This window comes from Mediterraneibacter faecis (assembly GCF_055383675.1).
This window is the reverse complement of sequence record NZ_AP043803.1, coordinates 3229206-3244487: the sequence shown is the minus strand read 5'-3', so window position 1 is coordinate 3244487 and position 15282 is coordinate 3229206. Positions and strand designations below refer to the sequence as shown.

General features: G+C 39.7%; 14 protein-coding genes. 7 read left to right on the top strand and 7 right to left on the bottom strand.

The window, feature by feature from the left end; genetic code table 11:
* Window positions 1–112: 112 nt before the first annotated feature.
* The 4 genes from ACZ47Z_RS15360 to ACZ47Z_RS15345 all read right to left on the bottom strand — a co-directional run bounded on the left by ACZ47Z_RS15360 (window position 113) and on the right by ACZ47Z_RS15345 (window position 4236).
* Window positions 113–826 carry an antirestriction protein ArdA gene (locus ACZ47Z_RS15360; RefSeq protein WP_014080243.1) on the bottom strand — a complete coding sequence of 238 codons (714 nt, stop codon included), beginning with the start codon at window positions 824–826 and terminating at the stop codon, window positions 113–115.
* Window positions 826–1167, bottom strand: a complete 342-nt coding sequence (locus ACZ47Z_RS15355; protein WP_003020223.1) for a DUF7768 domain-containing protein — start codon at window positions 1165–1167, stop codon at window positions 826–828. The genes ACZ47Z_RS15360 and ACZ47Z_RS15355 overlap by 1 nt, the downstream gene beginning before the upstream one ends.
* Before the next feature lie 283 nt (window positions 1168–1450).
* The gene (locus ACZ47Z_RS15350; RefSeq protein ID WP_464525721.1) at window positions 1451–2899 is read right to left on the bottom strand and encodes a ParB/RepB/Spo0J family partition protein; all 1449 of its coding nucleotides are present in this window, start codon (window positions 2897–2899) and stop codon (window positions 1451–1453) included.
* Between the two features lie 617 nt (window positions 2900–3516).
* Window positions 3517–4236, bottom strand: coding sequence for a LytR/AlgR family response regulator transcription factor (locus ACZ47Z_RS15345; protein WP_054754217.1), 720 nt, complete (start codon window positions 4234–4236; stop codon window positions 3517–3519).
* Between the two features lie 289 nt (window positions 4237–4525).
* On the opposite strand from ACZ47Z_RS15345, the gene ACZ47Z_RS15340 reads away from it, so the two are divergent.
* Together ACZ47Z_RS15340 and ACZ47Z_RS15335 are read left to right on the top strand one after the other, a co-directional pair.
* The gene (locus ACZ47Z_RS15340) at window positions 4526–4900 is read left to right on the top strand and encodes a response regulator (RefSeq protein WP_117498360.1); all 375 of its coding nucleotides are present in this window, start codon (window positions 4526–4528) and stop codon (window positions 4898–4900) included.
* Window positions 4901–4925: 25 nt separating this feature from the next.
* The gene (locus tag ACZ47Z_RS15335; protein WP_054754219.1) at window positions 4926–5180 is read left to right on the top strand and encodes a hypothetical protein; all 255 of its coding nucleotides are present in this window, start codon (window positions 4926–4928) and stop codon (window positions 5178–5180) included.
* A gap of 314 nt (window positions 5181–5494) precedes the next feature.
* On the opposite strand, the gene ACZ47Z_RS15330 is transcribed toward ACZ47Z_RS15335, so the two are convergent.
* A complete protein-coding gene (locus ACZ47Z_RS15330; RefSeq protein ID WP_464525720.1) occupies window positions 5495–6211 on the bottom strand; it encodes an AAA family ATPase in 717 nt (238 codons plus the stop codon).
* Between the two features lie 96 nt (window positions 6212–6307).
* Complete coding sequence (locus ACZ47Z_RS15325; RefSeq protein WP_054754432.1) at window positions 6308–6733, bottom strand: GNAT family N-acetyltransferase; 426 nt, start codon at window positions 6731–6733, stop codon at window positions 6308–6310.
* Window positions 6734–6954: 221 nt separating this feature from the next.
* Here ACZ47Z_RS15325 and ACZ47Z_RS15320 point away from each other — a divergent pair, with 221 nt between their 5' ends.
* Window positions 6955–7089, top strand: coding sequence for a hypothetical protein (locus ACZ47Z_RS15320; protein ID WP_270347138.1), 135 nt, complete (start codon window positions 6955–6957; stop codon window positions 7087–7089).
* 404 nt (window positions 7090–7493) lie between these two features.
* Window positions 7494–7802 carry a hypothetical protein gene (locus ACZ47Z_RS15315; protein WP_117861345.1) on the top strand — a complete coding sequence of 103 codons (309 nt, stop codon included), beginning with the start codon at window positions 7494–7496 and terminating at the stop codon, window positions 7800–7802.
* 224 nt (window positions 7803–8026) lie between these two features.
* Here ACZ47Z_RS15315 and ACZ47Z_RS15310 read toward each other — a convergent pair whose 3' ends face one another.
* Window positions 8027–9076, bottom strand: coding sequence for a helix-turn-helix domain-containing protein (locus tag ACZ47Z_RS15310; RefSeq protein WP_054754331.1), 1050 nt, complete (start codon window positions 9074–9076; stop codon window positions 8027–8029).
* A gap of 167 nt (window positions 9077–9243) precedes the next feature.
* Here ACZ47Z_RS15310 and ACZ47Z_RS15305 point away from each other — a divergent pair, with 167 nt between their 5' ends.
* From ACZ47Z_RS15305 to ACZ47Z_RS15295, 3 genes are read left to right on the top strand one after another with little or no spacing between them, the layout of a single operon-like run.
* Window positions 9244–10626, top strand: coding sequence for an MFS transporter (locus ACZ47Z_RS15305; RefSeq protein WP_054754332.1), 1383 nt, complete (start codon window positions 9244–9246; stop codon window positions 10624–10626).
* Window positions 10627–10646: 20 nt separating this feature from the next.
* The gene (locus ACZ47Z_RS15300; protein WP_117861347.1) at window positions 10647–13112 is read left to right on the top strand and encodes a glycoside hydrolase family 2 protein; all 2466 of its coding nucleotides are present in this window, start codon (window positions 10647–10649) and stop codon (window positions 13110–13112) included.
* Window positions 13113–13118: 6 nt separating this feature from the next.
* Window positions 13119–14672, top strand: a complete 1554-nt coding sequence (locus ACZ47Z_RS15295; RefSeq protein ID WP_054754334.1) for a glycosyl hydrolase 53 family protein — start codon at window positions 13119–13121, stop codon at window positions 14670–14672.
* Window positions 14673–15282 lie beyond the last annotated feature (610 nt).

The window sequence follows — 15282 nt, the reverse complement described above, 5'->3', positions numbered from 1 at the left end:
CCGCGCCGTCAGCTTGGTTGTTTTTACGGATATGGCTATCGTGCGCCGGGAAATATCTTCATCAATCAGTTACACCACCTCCTTCCTTGGGACAATTTGTCTCGAAGTGCCATCACCGATCCCCACGGTCTTTTTTCTGCATTTGACGGTAGCCCTCCAAAGAAGAACCGTCTATGATTTCCTGATAAGCGGCCATTTGCTCCCGGATAGAGAGCTTCGGGAAAGAGAATACCTTATGCTCCTTTGGAATATCCTGCAAGCCGTGATACACTTCCACGAAATGATCGCTTTCTTTGACAACATAGCCGCCCGGGGCAAAATGGCCGTTCTCGTGGATGCAGGCATCCCGGCCATACGCCTCATAATCGAAATACGGTTTTACCTGATCCGGCACATCCAACATTTCCAGATCGTCCACATAAATACGCCCCAGCGTTTCCTCATCGGATACGCCGGGGTAAAAGCCGTAACAGTCCAGATTTTGTGTCAGATTGATGATGTCCCGCACCGAAGAACAGTGATCGCCGCTGTCGAGGACGGCCTCCAGTGTTTCCAGCTCCGATGAGGTAAGCTCGGAAAGCAGGCAGGCCAGATGATTAAGCTCGTCCAGATTTTCATACTCGCTCAAATGGTCATAGAGCCCCAGCACATCCCCATCGAAAGAGGTAATAAAAATTTCCTGATAGCGGACGCCATCCACGCCGATCCGTTTCAAGAGAGCCTCCACCTCCTGGGCGGTTGTGGGAAATTTCAGTGTTTCACCCACAAGCTGGCCCTCGCTGTACTTTCCGGCGTTGGTAACGTAGGCTTCAAACAGGGTTGCCATTAGCGGCGGCCCTGTCCCTTGACGGTCAGGATGCCCTCAAGGGTTGTTGCCGTAATTCCCAGCCGCTGGGCCACGGCGATGTCATTTTTCATGGCTTCGGTCATACTGTGCCCGCAAACAACCAGCACATGAGAACGGCGGAGCAGGTCACGGCTCATGTCGATGCCGCTTTTATGCTCCTCGGGAACAGCATCATTGAGAAACAGGGGCAAGTACAGGGGCGGGCAAATAGGAGAAAAGCCTGCCTCATACACGGTGCGGCAATACTGCGCCGCCAGTTCTGCGTTTTCGCTATCGCCGCCGAGCCATGCAGCGGTGATATAAGCAAGGGGTCGTTTCATCGTTCATACCTCCGATATTTTAATAAGAAAGTTCAACCCAAACCCCACGCCCTTTCCCAGTCTTGGGAAAGGGGGCGGCTCTGGAGGATATACCCCCGCCGCTTGCCGGGGAAATAGCACAGCCGGGGCAGACCGTCAAGGGCGAGCCGCCGAAAACGGCGGTGCGCTGCACCCTTGACGGCCCACTCCCGGCTGTACTAAAAAACAGGCGGCGACGGGGGATATATACCACCAGAGCCTCTGCGCGAGGGCGGGGCCCTCGGGACAAAGTGTCTCGAAGTTGTTACTTGTCAAGTTCCTGCTTTTTCGGGGCTTTTGCCAGCTCCGGCGGCTGTTTTTCTTTCCAGTCATCCAGCAGGGACATAATCTGTTCTTTCATTTTGGCGGGAGTGACCTCCTTGCCAAAATACTTTTCCAGTTCCGCAGTAGAAATAATCACGCCTCGATCCTCCTTTTTCTGTTCTGATAAGATGCCGTCAATGACATCGCCGTTGAGCTTGCCTTCCTTATCCAGCTCCCGGAGCCGTTTAGCTTGGGCCAGCGAGGGCGAAGCCTGCTCCCCGTCAATGGAAACAGCAATAAGCCTCTGATTTTTCGGTTTGATGTAGGACAGTTCCACGGCAGGCATAAAGCCCATCTTTTTATCGTCTACCTTATCCAGAAGCTCCGGCACAAGAGAGTTGAGCCGCAAGTAGCGCATGACCTTTTTATAGTTCATCTCATGCGCCTCGCCCACAATCTCAACCGAGCGTTTTCCAACATCGCCTTCCGCAACGCCTTTCAGCCGCCCGCCCTGATGCTTAATGTCCTCAACCTCAAGTTCCAGCAGCGCGGCCAATTCACTGGGGAGCATCCCGTCACGCTGCTTGTTGCTGTCCTTCATGGCCTGCACCGCTTCGTGGTCGGTCATTTCACGGACAATAAAGGGCATTTCCTCCAGCCCCGCCAGTTCACTGCCGTGGGTACGGCGATGGCCCGCTACAATTTCATAGCCGTTTCCGTCTTTCTCCGGGCGGGCAAGACCGGGAACCATTACACCGTTTACGCGGATAGAAGCAACGATTTCCTGCATCTTCGCATCGTCCCGTACCTTAAAGGGGTGCGGACGGAATGTGTGAAACGGATGAACCTCGGAAAGTTTTAGATAAACCAGCTTGCCTTCCTCAACCGGGCGGGGCGGTGTGGTCGGCTCGGGAGCCGTCTGTTCCGCAGTAGCAGTTTCCTTCGGTGCCGTATCCTGTGCGGGCTTAATGGGCTCCTTGGCATCCGGGGCCTTTCCGTCACTTCGGGACACTTTGTCTCGTTTGGACGGCTTGGGCTTGTCAAGGGCCGTCTTATCCGCCTTGGGTGGGCGGCCCTTGCGGGCCCCAGCCAATTTCTCCGATTTTTGATTTTCAGTCGCGGCCTTTTCTGCTTTCGGCGGACGGCCACGGCGCGGCTTTTTCGGTTCCTCCGTATTGGCGGGCTGCGGTGTTTCTCCGGGGGCTGCCGCCTCCGGCGCTTCGGGGGTTTCCGCCTTTTCGACTTCGGCGCGGGCGTTCTGTCTCTTTTCTGCCATAAGCTCATTGATTTTGTCAAAGGACACAACCACATCGCCGGGCCCAGGTATGGCAGGCCCGGTCTGTTCCTGCTGGGGTTCAGATGCTGCGGCCTGTTCGGGTGTGGCGATAGGCTCGGCGGCCTCCGGGGAAATATTCTCCGCAGGGCCAGTATTCAGTTTTTCATCGGCCATTTACGATCCTCCTTTTCGTTAAAGTTGCACAAATTTGAACGCTAAAATTTTGTAGTTATTTTTGCGCCTCCTTTCCGTCTATCCACGCAAAAAAGCCGCCCGTTTCTCATGCCGGACGGCTTTTTGCGTAATGTGATAGATCAAATATTATTTTTTCTGGTTTGTAGGCTCCGAAAAGCCTTGTATTTACAGTGTTCCTAATAGGAAGTAATCATATGAAGTTGAAGGGGAAACTTATAAAGGAAGAGGCACCGTTTATCATAGAGTTAAAATAGGAGATGAAGACACTATAACTGTTTATCGAACTTCAAAAGGTAAATATAAAATAGAACCAATAGACAGTCCAATCGAGATTCTTATAGCTACTATAGGCGCTGTGCTTTGTATATTTATTCTGGTAGCTATGACAGTTGGAAGAATATTAGAAAAACGAGACAAAGGGAAGAACCGAATAATAAAGGGAAGAAGTCAAAGAAAAAATAGTAAATGACTAAGAGAAGAGAATGTAGAAATTGGGGAGATTATCCGGGGCGGACAGTCTCCCTAATTATCATATAGTAGTTTTAATGACGGAGACATTATATTAAATACGGACATAGCCGGTAGAATAGGCAAAGTCACAGGCACCTCCTTTGGAACAGAAATTCCATAAATGTTTGTCTGGCATTTTTGAGCAGCTTCCGGCTGACGGGGACATTACTTCCGTTATCAAGGCGAAAGCATGATCCGTCAAAATCAACGGCATGCTCCAGATTGATCACAACGCCCCGGTTACATTGATAGAAACGTGAGTCCATTTTCAGGGAGGTTGTGAAGGAATCAAAGGACTGGCGGGTGACCAGTTCCCTTTCACCAGCAGTGTGGATGTGGATCATGTGGGAAAAATGTTCAGCGTAGATTATTTCCCGGAAAGGAATCTGAATATTACTGCCGTTTACCTTTACATCTATGTATTTCCCGGAATCCGGGATGCGGGAAAGGATTTCATCTGCCAGTGCGGAAATATCATTTTCACTGTAGGGTTTTACAAGATAATGCAGAGCCCGGACCTGAAATCCCTCTAATGCGTGGTCAGTGGAAGTCGTTGTAAAGATCAGCAGACAGTCAGTGTCTGATTTTCGAAGTTCTTTTGCTGTATCAATTCCGCTAAATCCATTCATATAAATATCCAGAAACACTACAGTGAAAGGACATTCCTTCGCTGAAGTGAGGAAAGTTTCTCCATTTTCATATTCAAATATATCTGCAAGGACATTGCGTCTGGAAAACTGAGATTCCAGTCTGTTTCGCAGCAGTGTCCGTTCTTCTGAAATATCATCAACAATTGCAATTTTCACACTAAATCTTCCTTATATATTTATAAAATTCCGCTTGCTGAGACTTTTTCGTTACTGCACACTTCGTTCACAGTGACATTTTTTCATCTGTGCAATCGAATCCGCAGACAAGCAAGTGGTGTAGTTATTTCGAAAACGTTCTGGTAACAGTATATCACAAAACAATACCACGGAGTTGTAATTCGTGTCATTTTCTGTCATTTCGTGACAGGATTGTTGAAATAGTTTCTGACTTTTTTATAATGAAAATAATAAATGAAAGTACATTAAACGGAAAGGGAGGGGTGTTGTGTATTGTATTGCTATATTGACCGACCAGGAACAGGAAGGACAAGACAGTGCGGAATATATCAGAAATTACTTCAAAGAGAAGCATATTTTTCCGCTGATTGAAATTTATCAGAATCAAGAACAATTTTTTGCATGGACATTGAAAACAGTACCGACAGTGGTGCTTCTCGCATTATCGGGGGTGTCCGGTCTGAATGTCGCAGAACATCTTCGTTCCCTGTATCCGAAATGTGGAATCATCTGGTGCAGTGACCTTGATTTTTCGCTTCATGCGTTCAGACTGCGGATAGAATATTTTTTTATGAAACCTGTGGAAGAACAGAAAATAAAAGAAGGACTTTCCGTCTGGCTTGAATGTAAAAAAGTAAGATAAGAAAGACATTCAGGAGGAAAACAACATGAAGACAATCATAAAGTATGAACTGGTCATAAATGAAGCACTTAGATCCGCACTTAATTACCATACACCTGACGAGCAGATTAATGAATTTATCCGCTTTTTCGGAAGACATATCGGTTCTGACAGGATATATATTTTCGAAGATTGTAAAGAAAGGCATGGCACAGACAATACATATGAATGGTGTGCACAGGGAGTAGTTCCCGAAATAGGCAGATTGCAGAATGTAAATATGGATATAATAAAATGGTGACATTTCTTTATCCTCTGTTCTTTGAAATATGAAAGAAAAATTATCCCTTCATATAACGAAACGCTCAGAGCATGTTTTACAGTGGTCAAAAGCCAGTTTTTTGCGATTTCTGCATTTTTCCTGAAATTAAGTAAAGAATCAGGTTGTCTTTACATAATTTCCACTTTCAAAAAATAAAAAAAATTTTGTTTTTGAAAGCGGCATCTTGCATATACTATTAGCAGACAGTATATGGATTATGACAGAGTATATGGGAATTTGAATCCATACACTCTATGCTTTCATAAACTTGAATTTATCGATTTCTTTATTATCTAATCTGTTAGTAATCTATCCAACAGCATCTGCCTATTATTTATAAACATTTCTGTTACCTGGTAACTCTCTGTATCCTCATATTCGCACAGATGTATGCGTCCATTATCAAAACAATAGATATCTGCATTTGGTATTCCTAACAAAATTGGCGAATGCGTAACTATAATAAACTGTGCTCCCTCTTTTGCACATCTGTATATTTGCATCAACAATGTAAGCTGTCTCTGCGGCGATAATGCAGCTTCCGGCTCGTCAAAAAGATATAAGCCATTTGGATTCATATTATTCTGTGCTAATGCGAGAAAACTCTCTCCATGTGATTTTTCATGATATTTAGCGGAAGGATGTGTAATATCTGCATATTCTTCTTCCTGCGTTGCAACATTATAAAAGCTTTCTGCCCTGAGAAAATATCCCCACTTTTCCTTCCGATAGCCTTTGGCAATTCTTATCGCATCACACAACTCTGAATGTGTATCATGCGTAGAAAAAACATAATTCTTCGTTCCACCCTCAGGATTAAAACCATGTGCTACGGCAAGTGCTTCCAATAAAGTTGATTTACCGCTGCCATTTTCCCCTACAAAAAAAGTAATTGGTTTGTTAAAATCAAGTTTTTCAACTCCCTTAAAAGCCCTGATTTCCTTCAGATAACTATCCTTATCAATTTTATCCCAATCAAATATTACTCCTTGTATGAATTGATCATTCACTTAATCATCTCCTTGTAAAAAACACTTTCTAATCCCCATCTTCTTGCCCTTTAGACAAGAAGCATTCTTCACCTTCAGTTCGGTCAATCCCGATTTCTATTTTCGTTTCCATAGCATAGTGTATTCTTTTTCACCAGTGGCTTCATCCAAACCTTCACATTGAATAATGAACCCTTCTCTTTGGTAAAAAGAAATTGCTCTGGCATTCTTTTGGTATACATTTAATTGTAATCTTTCTTTTTTATCCTTGATATAATCCAATAAAAGCTTACCTATGCCACATGACTGCATCTCATCAGAGACAAAAATACCTTCGATATATTCATCATTTAATCCTACAAATCCTTGAATCATTTTATCATCTTCATACACATAGACTTCGGATTGCGACATCATTTCTTTCACTAATTCATAATTACTTTTCCAGTATTGATTGGAAATAAAATAATGTGCTTTCAGATTTGTCTTTAACCATATGTCAGCAACTCTATCGATATCTCCGTTCAGCATCTTTCTAATCATAACAAATATTCTCCACAACTACATCCTTTATGCTTTTCTCTTTTTTCTATTCTATCACAAGCTCACCATTAATCATCAATTTTTTGATATTTTTCTTTTCCCCCACTGTAAAACAGTCTCTGAGCGTTTCGTTATATAGAGGGGGACAAATAAGAGCAAGATCCACCCATATTTAACGGTATTGCCATTTGGCATCCTGTCATCCTATGGGATTTATCTTGATGGGGATCTCCCATACCCTCTCAATAACAGATGTGAAGGATACGGAGATTGGAAAGAAATTAAAACACATGCCTTATAACGAATTAGGGGAATTAGTTCAGGAGGTAAAGGCAGAGAATTATGAGCAGATCTAGAAGTTCAATGAACAGGAAAAACAGAAGGGAGCTACCAAAGAACGGTTTTCGGTATGGAAGAATCAACAATCTGCCACCGAAAAAGGAGAATCCAGAAATACCAAAGAAGAGGAAATCTGTCCTTTTGCGTTTGTATAAACACCGCTGTGAGGTTGCAAAGAAACAGGGAAAGATATATAAAATAACCAAGTGGGAATTGTAAGTTTTGCTGAAAATATAAATGAATCGTTGAAAATATTGTGCATAAAATGGAGAAATGATAAAATCAAAAATGTAGTGAACATAAGACATATTATTTTCGAGGAATAGAGTGATTTAGGGAATAGTATGTTTTTTTAGTATGTTCAATTAGTAGATCCGATTTCGTAAGTTTAAGATCAAGATATAAATATTGAAGGAGCAATATGAAAATACGAAAATATGTGAAAAAAGACGTTATAAAAGCAACCTCAATTTTAATTTTACTACTAGGATTATTGACTATTTTATATTTGTCAGAAATACAAAGTATATCAGGATATGTTGTACAAATTAATTATCCCAATAATATTGCTATAAAAGACGAATTTGAGAATGTATATTGGATAAAGCCATTTGGAGATTTTGAGGATAAATATGAGATAGGAGAGGAGGTAAAAGTATATTATTATCCGAATTCAGAAGATGGCTCCAATGAAAATGCATTATCCCATTCTATTGTATTCAGTAGATGATAGGAAATAAGAGTTACTCTGGGCGTATTTTGCCCTAAAAGTAAATCCCTCTATAGGTAGAAACGTTATGTGGGTCTTATACAACTGATTTCAAGAAATAATTGAAGAAGCAAGCAAGCGGTAGATGGAAAAGATAAGCCGGAGAGAGGCTGATCGGGGTGTAAGATAAGGATAAATAAAAGGCCTGGTAGATGATTTTAAAAGATCATTTACCAGGCTTATTTTCAATGTTTGTTTTTGCTAGAGATTCTAAATTGATTTGGAGTCATATGATAGTGTTCTTTGAAACATTTATAAAAATGAGTTGTATTAGTAAAATGTAATTCTTCCATAATTTCTGAAATAGAAGAAGTTGTTTCTTTTAGTAATGTAGCAGCTTTTTTCATACAGAAAGTTTGCCCATAATCAAACAGACATTTGTGGGTATATTTTTTAACAATGGTGTTCAGATAATTGCCACTATAGTTTAATATTTGTTCCAATTCGGAGCGAGAGATTCTTCCATCTGTATCTTCTAATAAATGGCAAATATGAGAAAATAATATAAAATCATTGTCAGCTTCTACGTGAACCGGTGTAAAGTGAAAATGTGTAGGATCTGCCAGATAGTCAAACAATTCTAAAAGCATACCCTTTATAATATAAGTGGAACCAAGTTTTGGAAACATAATTGCACGTAAAATATTGTCAGTAATTGCGTGAAGAGTGTGGTGCCAGTCTTTATTATTAAGGGCGGGAAGAAAATCTAAATATTCTTTTGTATCAGGATTATCCAGGTTGTCTGTAAGAAACTTTAATATAGGATTCCTCCCTGGCATTTCGATATCTGGAAAATATACTTTCTGTTCATCATCAGACAGTTGTTTTACAAGTTCTTTTGACATACCTATAAATAAGAGTGTTGCATCTGAAGAAAAGACTTCCTTATGGACGATATTATGGTTCATCAAGCAACAGTTTCCACTATGAAACACTAGGTCAGATTGTTCTATCTGCTGGTGGATTTCTCCGTCTAAAACAATTAATAATTCATAGAAGTCGTGGATATGTGGGGCACGGTTATTAAATTGGTGGATTTCTTTTTTTGTTTGAAAATGATAAAAAGTATTTTCCCGTGGTGAGGTCATCAAGAAATTGAGATAAGCATTATCATCTGACTGACAGCATGTTTCGAGAGTGAACTGAATAGGTGTCAGTATCTTGATATAAGAGTTAATGCCACTATTTAAATTATCCTGTTCGATAATATTATTAACTGTATAGGATGAAGCCATTTCAATAAGTCCTCCGTTTCATTCACGAATATGATAAGAATTTAAATATATTCTATCATATATGTTGTAGTATTATAAGACATAATTTATTAAAGTAATATTATAAAAACATAAGCGTTTATGAAATGAAAAATAATTGTGCCGAGGAATAAGGAGGTTACAAAGTAATGCGTGAAACAGAAAAGAAATACTTGAAATGGTATCAGAAAATAGCCTATGGAGCAGGCGATTTAGCTTCAAACACAAGTTATGGATTAGTATCCAGCTTTGTGCTTTTGTATCTGTCAGATACAATGGGATTAAACACAGGAATCATCGGAACATTGATGTTAGTATCTAAATTCTTAGATGGAATTTCAGATGTTATATTTGGTAACTTGATTGACCGTACGAAATCAAAACTAGGAAAAGCAAGACCGTGGATGTTATACGCTCAAATCGGTGTATCATTATGCTTAGTATTGCTGTTCTCTATTCCGGGCGGGCTTGGAACAACAGCACAATATGCCTATTTCTTTGCTTTTTATACAGCATTGAATGCTATATTCTATACAGCAAATGGAATTGCATACTCAGCATTATCAGCACTCATCACTAGAAATAAGAATGAGCGTGTTCAACTTGGTTCTATTCGTTTTATGTTTGCTGTTGCAACAAATATTGTAATGGGATTTGCAGTAACAAATGGAGTAGAGGCATTTGGTGGTGGAGCTGCCGGATGGAGAATGGTTGCGATTATTTGTGGAACAATCGGTCTTGTAGTAAATACCATTAGTTGTCTTTGTGTAAAAGAATTACCAGAGGATGAAAATATTGTAGTTGAAGTAGAGTCAAAGACACAAGATGATAAGATTAGTTTTGGAGAATCTTTAAAACTTCTTTTTAGCAATAAGTATTATATTTTAATAGTAGCAATCTATATTGTATATTATTTTATGAGTAACTTAACAACAGGTTCAGCTGTTTACTTTATGAAACAGGTACTTGGTGATGGTTCATTACTGGGCTTATTCTCAATGATGAAGATGTTCCCAGTTATTATTGCATTGATTTTTACACCTATATTAGTAAAGAAGACTGGAAGTATGCAGAAAGTTAACTTCTGGGGATATGTCATTAGTGATATTTTAGGTATTTTCTTAATCTTCTTTGCAATGCAGAAGAATCTTCCAATGATGCTTCTGTTTATGTTCTTAAAAGGAACTTTTGCAGGAACAATGTCAGGTACATTAAATGCATTGATTGCAGAAATCAGTGGATATACATATCGTACAAAAGGTGTACATATTGATGGTATGATGTTTAGCTGCTCATCACTTGGAGTAAAAGTTGGTGGTGGTATAGGAACAGCAGCAGTTGGCTGGCTGTTAAATGCATCCGGCTATGTTGGAACAGCAGCAACTCAGACAAGTGGAGCAATTAATATGATCTTTAGTATGTATATTACAATTCCTGTAATCCTTGGAGTTGTAATCACTGTTCTTTTAGGACTTATGACAGTAGAAAAAGAAAATAAGAGAATGGATATGGAAAGAGAAGCGAATAATTAAAATAGAAAGAGGAACAAAGTATGCAGTGTCAGAAATTTAATGATCGCTGGACATTTGAAAAAGTAGATCAGGATGACAGATTAAAGGCTTTTTATGGTGATGACAATAAAATAATTGTTACACTTCCATATGATGCTATGATTCGTGAAAAAAGAGATAAAGAGTGTCCGGCAGGTGCACAGAGTGGCTTTTATCCTGGGGGAGTTTATACTTATGAAAAATCATTTTTAGCACCAGAAGAATGGAAAAACCAGGATGTGGTGTTAGAGTTTGAAGGAATTTACGGAACAGCAAGAGTTTGGATAAATGGGGCCCTTGCAACTGTAAATAGAAATGGATATATGGGCTTTTCTGTAGACTTAAAGCCATGGATTTGTTATGGACAGGAAAATTTGATAAAAATTGATGTAGATAACAGTAACCAGCCAAATAGCAGATGGTATACGGGTTCTGGAATTTATCGTGATGTGAATTTATGGACAGGGAAAGGTGTCTATATTCCACATGATGAGATGAAAATAACTACGTTATCTGTAAATGATGATGTAGCAGTTGTGGAAGTTTGTGCCAACGTAAAGAATACAAAAGCATGTGGCATAGAAGCAAAATGCTATGTTGAACTGATATTTGAGGGAAAAACAGTTGTAACAGAAAAACAGAATATTGTATTTTATTCTGAAAGAACAGAAACTGTAAGAGTACAGCTTCCTGTGAAATGTCCGAAAAAATGGAGTACAGATCATCCGAATTTATATCAATGCTGTGTCAAAACATATATAGGGGACGAAATATGTGATGAATATACAGTAGATTTCGGCATTAGGACGCTTACACTTGATCCAGTTAATGGATTTCAGATCAATGGGGAAACAGTGAATTTAAGAGGAACCTGCATTCATCATGATAATGGGGTGATAGGAGCAGAGACATTCCCAGAAGCGGAATGGTACCGGTGTAAAAGACTAAAAGAGGCAGGGTTCAATGCGATAAGAAGTTCGCATCATCCTATGAGCAGAGCAATGCTTGATGCTTGCGATCATTTAGGAATGCTTGTGATGGATGAGTTGACTGACATGTGGAATCGAGGTAAAAATACCTATGATTTTTCAGATATTTTCAAAGAGGAAGCACCAAAATGGATTCACCACATGGTAGACAAGGATTATAATCATCCATCGGTAGTTATCTATTCTGTGGGAAATGAGATACAGGAAGCAGGAACAAAACAGGGATCATGGATTAATCGTTCTTTGTGCAATAGATTTCATGAACTAGATGCCACAAGATTTACTACAAATGCTTTAAATGGATTGAATTGTGCTGGAAAACGACTCAAGGTTATTATGAAGGAAGTCATTGAAAAGTTTGGAATGGACACACAAGGCAATGGAAGTGGTGGGGGAAGTAATGCTCTCAATAGTTTCATGAGTCTTATGTCTGGAGAAAAGGGCGAGTTTTTTGCAAAGCATCCTCTTGTTACAGAAGCCCTGGAAGAATGTGCCCAGAGTTGTGATATCACAGGACTTAATTATTTGAGTGGAAGATATGAACTTGAGCATGAGTTGCATCCGGGAAAAACGGTGCTTGGGACAGAAACATATCCAGCAGATATTGAAAATCTGTGGGAGAAAGTTACAAAATATCCACATGTTATTGGCGATTTTACCTGGACAGGTTATGACTATATCGGCGAAGCAGGAGTAGGGATTTTCCATTATGATGGAAAAGAGAATTTTACAAGCATTTATCCAGAAAGACTGGGGTATATCGGAGATATAGACTTAATTGGAAATCGCAGACCAATCAGTTATTTCCGGGAGATTGTATATGGATTAACAAATCAGCCATACATTGCGGTAGAACGTATGGAGCATAGGGGACAGACAGCAAGCAAAACCGCATGGATGTTTAAAGATAATATCAGCAGCTGGACTTGGAAAGGGCATGAAGGAGAAAAGGCCAGTGTTGATGTATATTCATCAGGAGATGAAGTAGAATTGTTTTTAAATGGTAAATCTCTTGGTAGGAAGCCGGCTGGAAAAAAATCTCATTACACAGCAACATATGAAGTGGCATATGAGTCAGGGACTTTAAAGGCAGTAGCATATGAGTCAGGGAAAGAGATTGGAAAGTATGAACTTGTCACTGCTGATTCGGTAAAAAGGCTAAAGGCTTGTCGTGTTACCGAGAATGAACGGGATGTAGCATACGTAAAAGTGTGGTTAGAAGATGAACATGGTGTTTGTAACCCACAAGAAACACAGAGGAGAATCATTCATGCTAAGGTTACGGGAAATGGTGTGCTAGAGGGATTTGGTACAGCCAATCCTTCAAGCGAAGAAGATTATTTCTCAGATACAGTAACAACTTTTGAAGGAAGTGCATTAGCTGTGGTCAGATGGAAAGATTCAAACTCGAAAGAACCTGCGGTTCTTCGGCTTTGGACGGACGATGACGTCGAGGTATGCATAGATATTGGGAGGTAAACGGTGATGAAAAAGAGTAGCAGAAGATGCAGTATAGCTATTTTAATGATGATTTGTTTATGCATAGTGTTGTCAATACCATCAATTCCCGTACAAGCGGCTGATAATTTGTCAGAAAATGAAATGATTTATGGTGCAGATATAGGTTTTTTATCACAGCTTGAATCACAAGGCGTTGAATGGGTGGATGACAATGGAAATACAAGAGATGCTCTTGAGTTGTTAAAAGAAAAGGGTGTAAATGCTGTAAGACTTAGAGTTTTTGTAAAACCACCTGAGAATTTCTATTGGACTAAACCTGATGGTACAAATTGTATGCTTGGTTACGCGGATACTCAGGGACTTTTATATACAGCAAAAAGAGCAAAAGAGCTAGGTTTGAAGATAATGGTTGTATTTCACTATAGTGATCATTTTGCAGATCCATTGATTCAAGATGTTCCATCAGAATGGAAAAATGCATCGACTAGTGAGCTGGAAAAGTATGTATATGATTATACAAGATATATAATGACTGAGCTAGCAGATGAGGATATTTATCCAGAGTGGGTACAGGTTGGAAATGAAGTTAGTTATGGTATGTTGTATCCGACTGGAAGTAATCAGTCAAATGATTTTACTCAATTAACGAAATATCTGAATAGCGGATATGATGCGGTGAAATCGATAAGTCCTAATTCAAAGGTAGTTACACATCTTACGCATGGAAGTGGGATAAGCCATTTCGCATGGTTTTTTGAAAACTTTATCACGAAATGTGGTGGAAAAACAGATGTGATAGGTATGTCATACTATCCGTATTGGACTTCGAGTTATGATGGAGATTGTATAGAAAATGTTGCGTATAATTTGAATAAAATGGCATCACAGTATGGTAAAGATGTGATGATTTGTGAAACCGGTGAGCTCGAAAGTAATTCACAAGGAACATATGAACTGTTAAGAAAAGAAATTAACGCTGTTAAATCGGTTCCTAACAATAAAGGAATAGGAGTATTCTATTGGGAACCAGAATTAAATTCGTCTGTTGTACCAGATGGTTATACATTGGGAGCTACAGAATTAGTTGGGAATAATAAGTTGCATTTCACAAATGCTTTAAATGCATTTAAATTAGCTCCGGATTATTTGAATGCTGATTGTTCATATGAAATGATGAATATCAATAGCCAAAAATCGGTTAATATTGCAACTGGATCACAAGACAATAATGCGCAGGTAGAACAATATACTTATGACCAGTGGGACAGCCAAAAGTGGATATTTGAAAAGGTAGACAGTAGCTATTATAAAATTGTAAATAAGAACAGTGGTAAAGTTTTAGATGTTTGCGGTCTTTCTCAAAATGAAAATGCACAAGTAGTTCAGTACGAATATAACGGTGGTTGGAATCAGCAATGGAAGATTACTACTACGTCTGATGGGAAATATAAGATTCAAAACAGATGGAGTGGATTATATTTGGGTGTGCTGAATAATAGTACTAATGATGGAGCATCGATTGTTCAGGTATCGGATGAATCGTCAAGTTCTGAATGGTTTATTCTTTTGACAGATTGATTTGATTGGTAAATATTGATTAAGATATGAAAGAGCTGTCGGTTAATACCACATTTCGGAATCTTCAGTAGTAATTGAAAGGATCCCTGTAAGGACAAGGTTTGTTAACCTTCTACCTTGCGAGGATCTTTTTTCTATGAAAAGATGAAGATTACAATCATAGGGTGTATGGAGTCAAATCCATATGCTCTTTTTCTTTTTTGATAGAAATAAGTATGCTTGTACTGCTTCCTGGCGCAAGTATGATAGGGTAGTGCAAAAATAGATTAGATGGAAAGGAAGAGGTCCGCTAAGTATGTACCTCTTCTTATTAGAGAGTTGGCTCTTTTCCTGATATGGGAATTTGTATCTCTGGAGCATTAAGCAGTGCTGTGAAATTCTGTCGGATGATATTCAGTGTCTTTGCTTTTTCTGCAATTCCTGTTTTTCCCGGACAGTAGTAGCTTGTTCAGATTCAAGATTTTCTATCCGCTTCTGGATTTTATTAGGGCTTGAGATTTTGAAAACACCGAGATCTTGAATCTCTTTTTTAGTGAATTGTGGAGCTGGAATTCTGCCTGATGTGCGACAGCTAAGGTTGCGATGGTAACACCACATGGAATAATTTGTA

Bases quoted from the DNA above. Each gene is read 5' to 3' on its own strand.
- ACZ47Z_RS15310 (WP_054754331.1), bottom strand. From the start codon at position 9,076: ATGGCTTCATCCTATACAGTTAATAATATTATCGAACAGGATAATTTA.
- ACZ47Z_RS15335 (WP_054754219.1), top strand. From the start codon at position 4,926: ATGAAGACAATCATAAAGTATGAACTGGTCATAAATGAAGCACTTAGA.
- ACZ47Z_RS15320 (WP_270347138.1), top strand. From the start codon at position 6,955: ATGGGGATCTCCCATACCCTCTCAATAACAGATGTGAAGGATACGGAG.
- ACZ47Z_RS15305 (WP_054754332.1), top strand. From the start codon at position 9,244: ATGCGTGAAACAGAAAAGAAATACTTGAAATGGTATCAGAAAATAGCC.
- ACZ47Z_RS15355 (WP_003020223.1), bottom strand. From the start codon at position 1,167: ATGAAACGACCCCTTGCTTATATCACCGCTGCATGGCTCGGCGGCGAT.
- ACZ47Z_RS15300 (WP_117861347.1), top strand. From the start codon at position 10,647: ATGCAGTGTCAGAAATTTAATGATCGCTGGACATTTGAAAAAGTAGAT.
- ACZ47Z_RS15315 (WP_117861345.1), top strand. From the start codon at position 7,494: ATGAAAATACGAAAATATGTGAAAAAAGACGTTATAAAAGCAACCTCA.
- ACZ47Z_RS15295 (WP_054754334.1), top strand. From the start codon at position 13,119: ATGAAAAAGAGTAGCAGAAGATGCAGTATAGCTATTTTAATGATGATT.
- ACZ47Z_RS15360 (WP_014080243.1), bottom strand. From the start codon at position 826: ATGGCAACCCTGTTTGAAGCCTACGTTACCAACGCCGGAAAGTACAGC.
- ACZ47Z_RS15325 (WP_054754432.1), bottom strand. From the start codon at position 6,733: ATGATTAGAAAGATGCTGAACGGAGATATCGATAGAGTTGCTGACATA.
- ACZ47Z_RS15350 (WP_464525721.1), bottom strand. From the start codon at position 2,899: ATGGCCGATGAAAAACTGAATACTGGCCCTGCGGAGAATATTTCCCCG.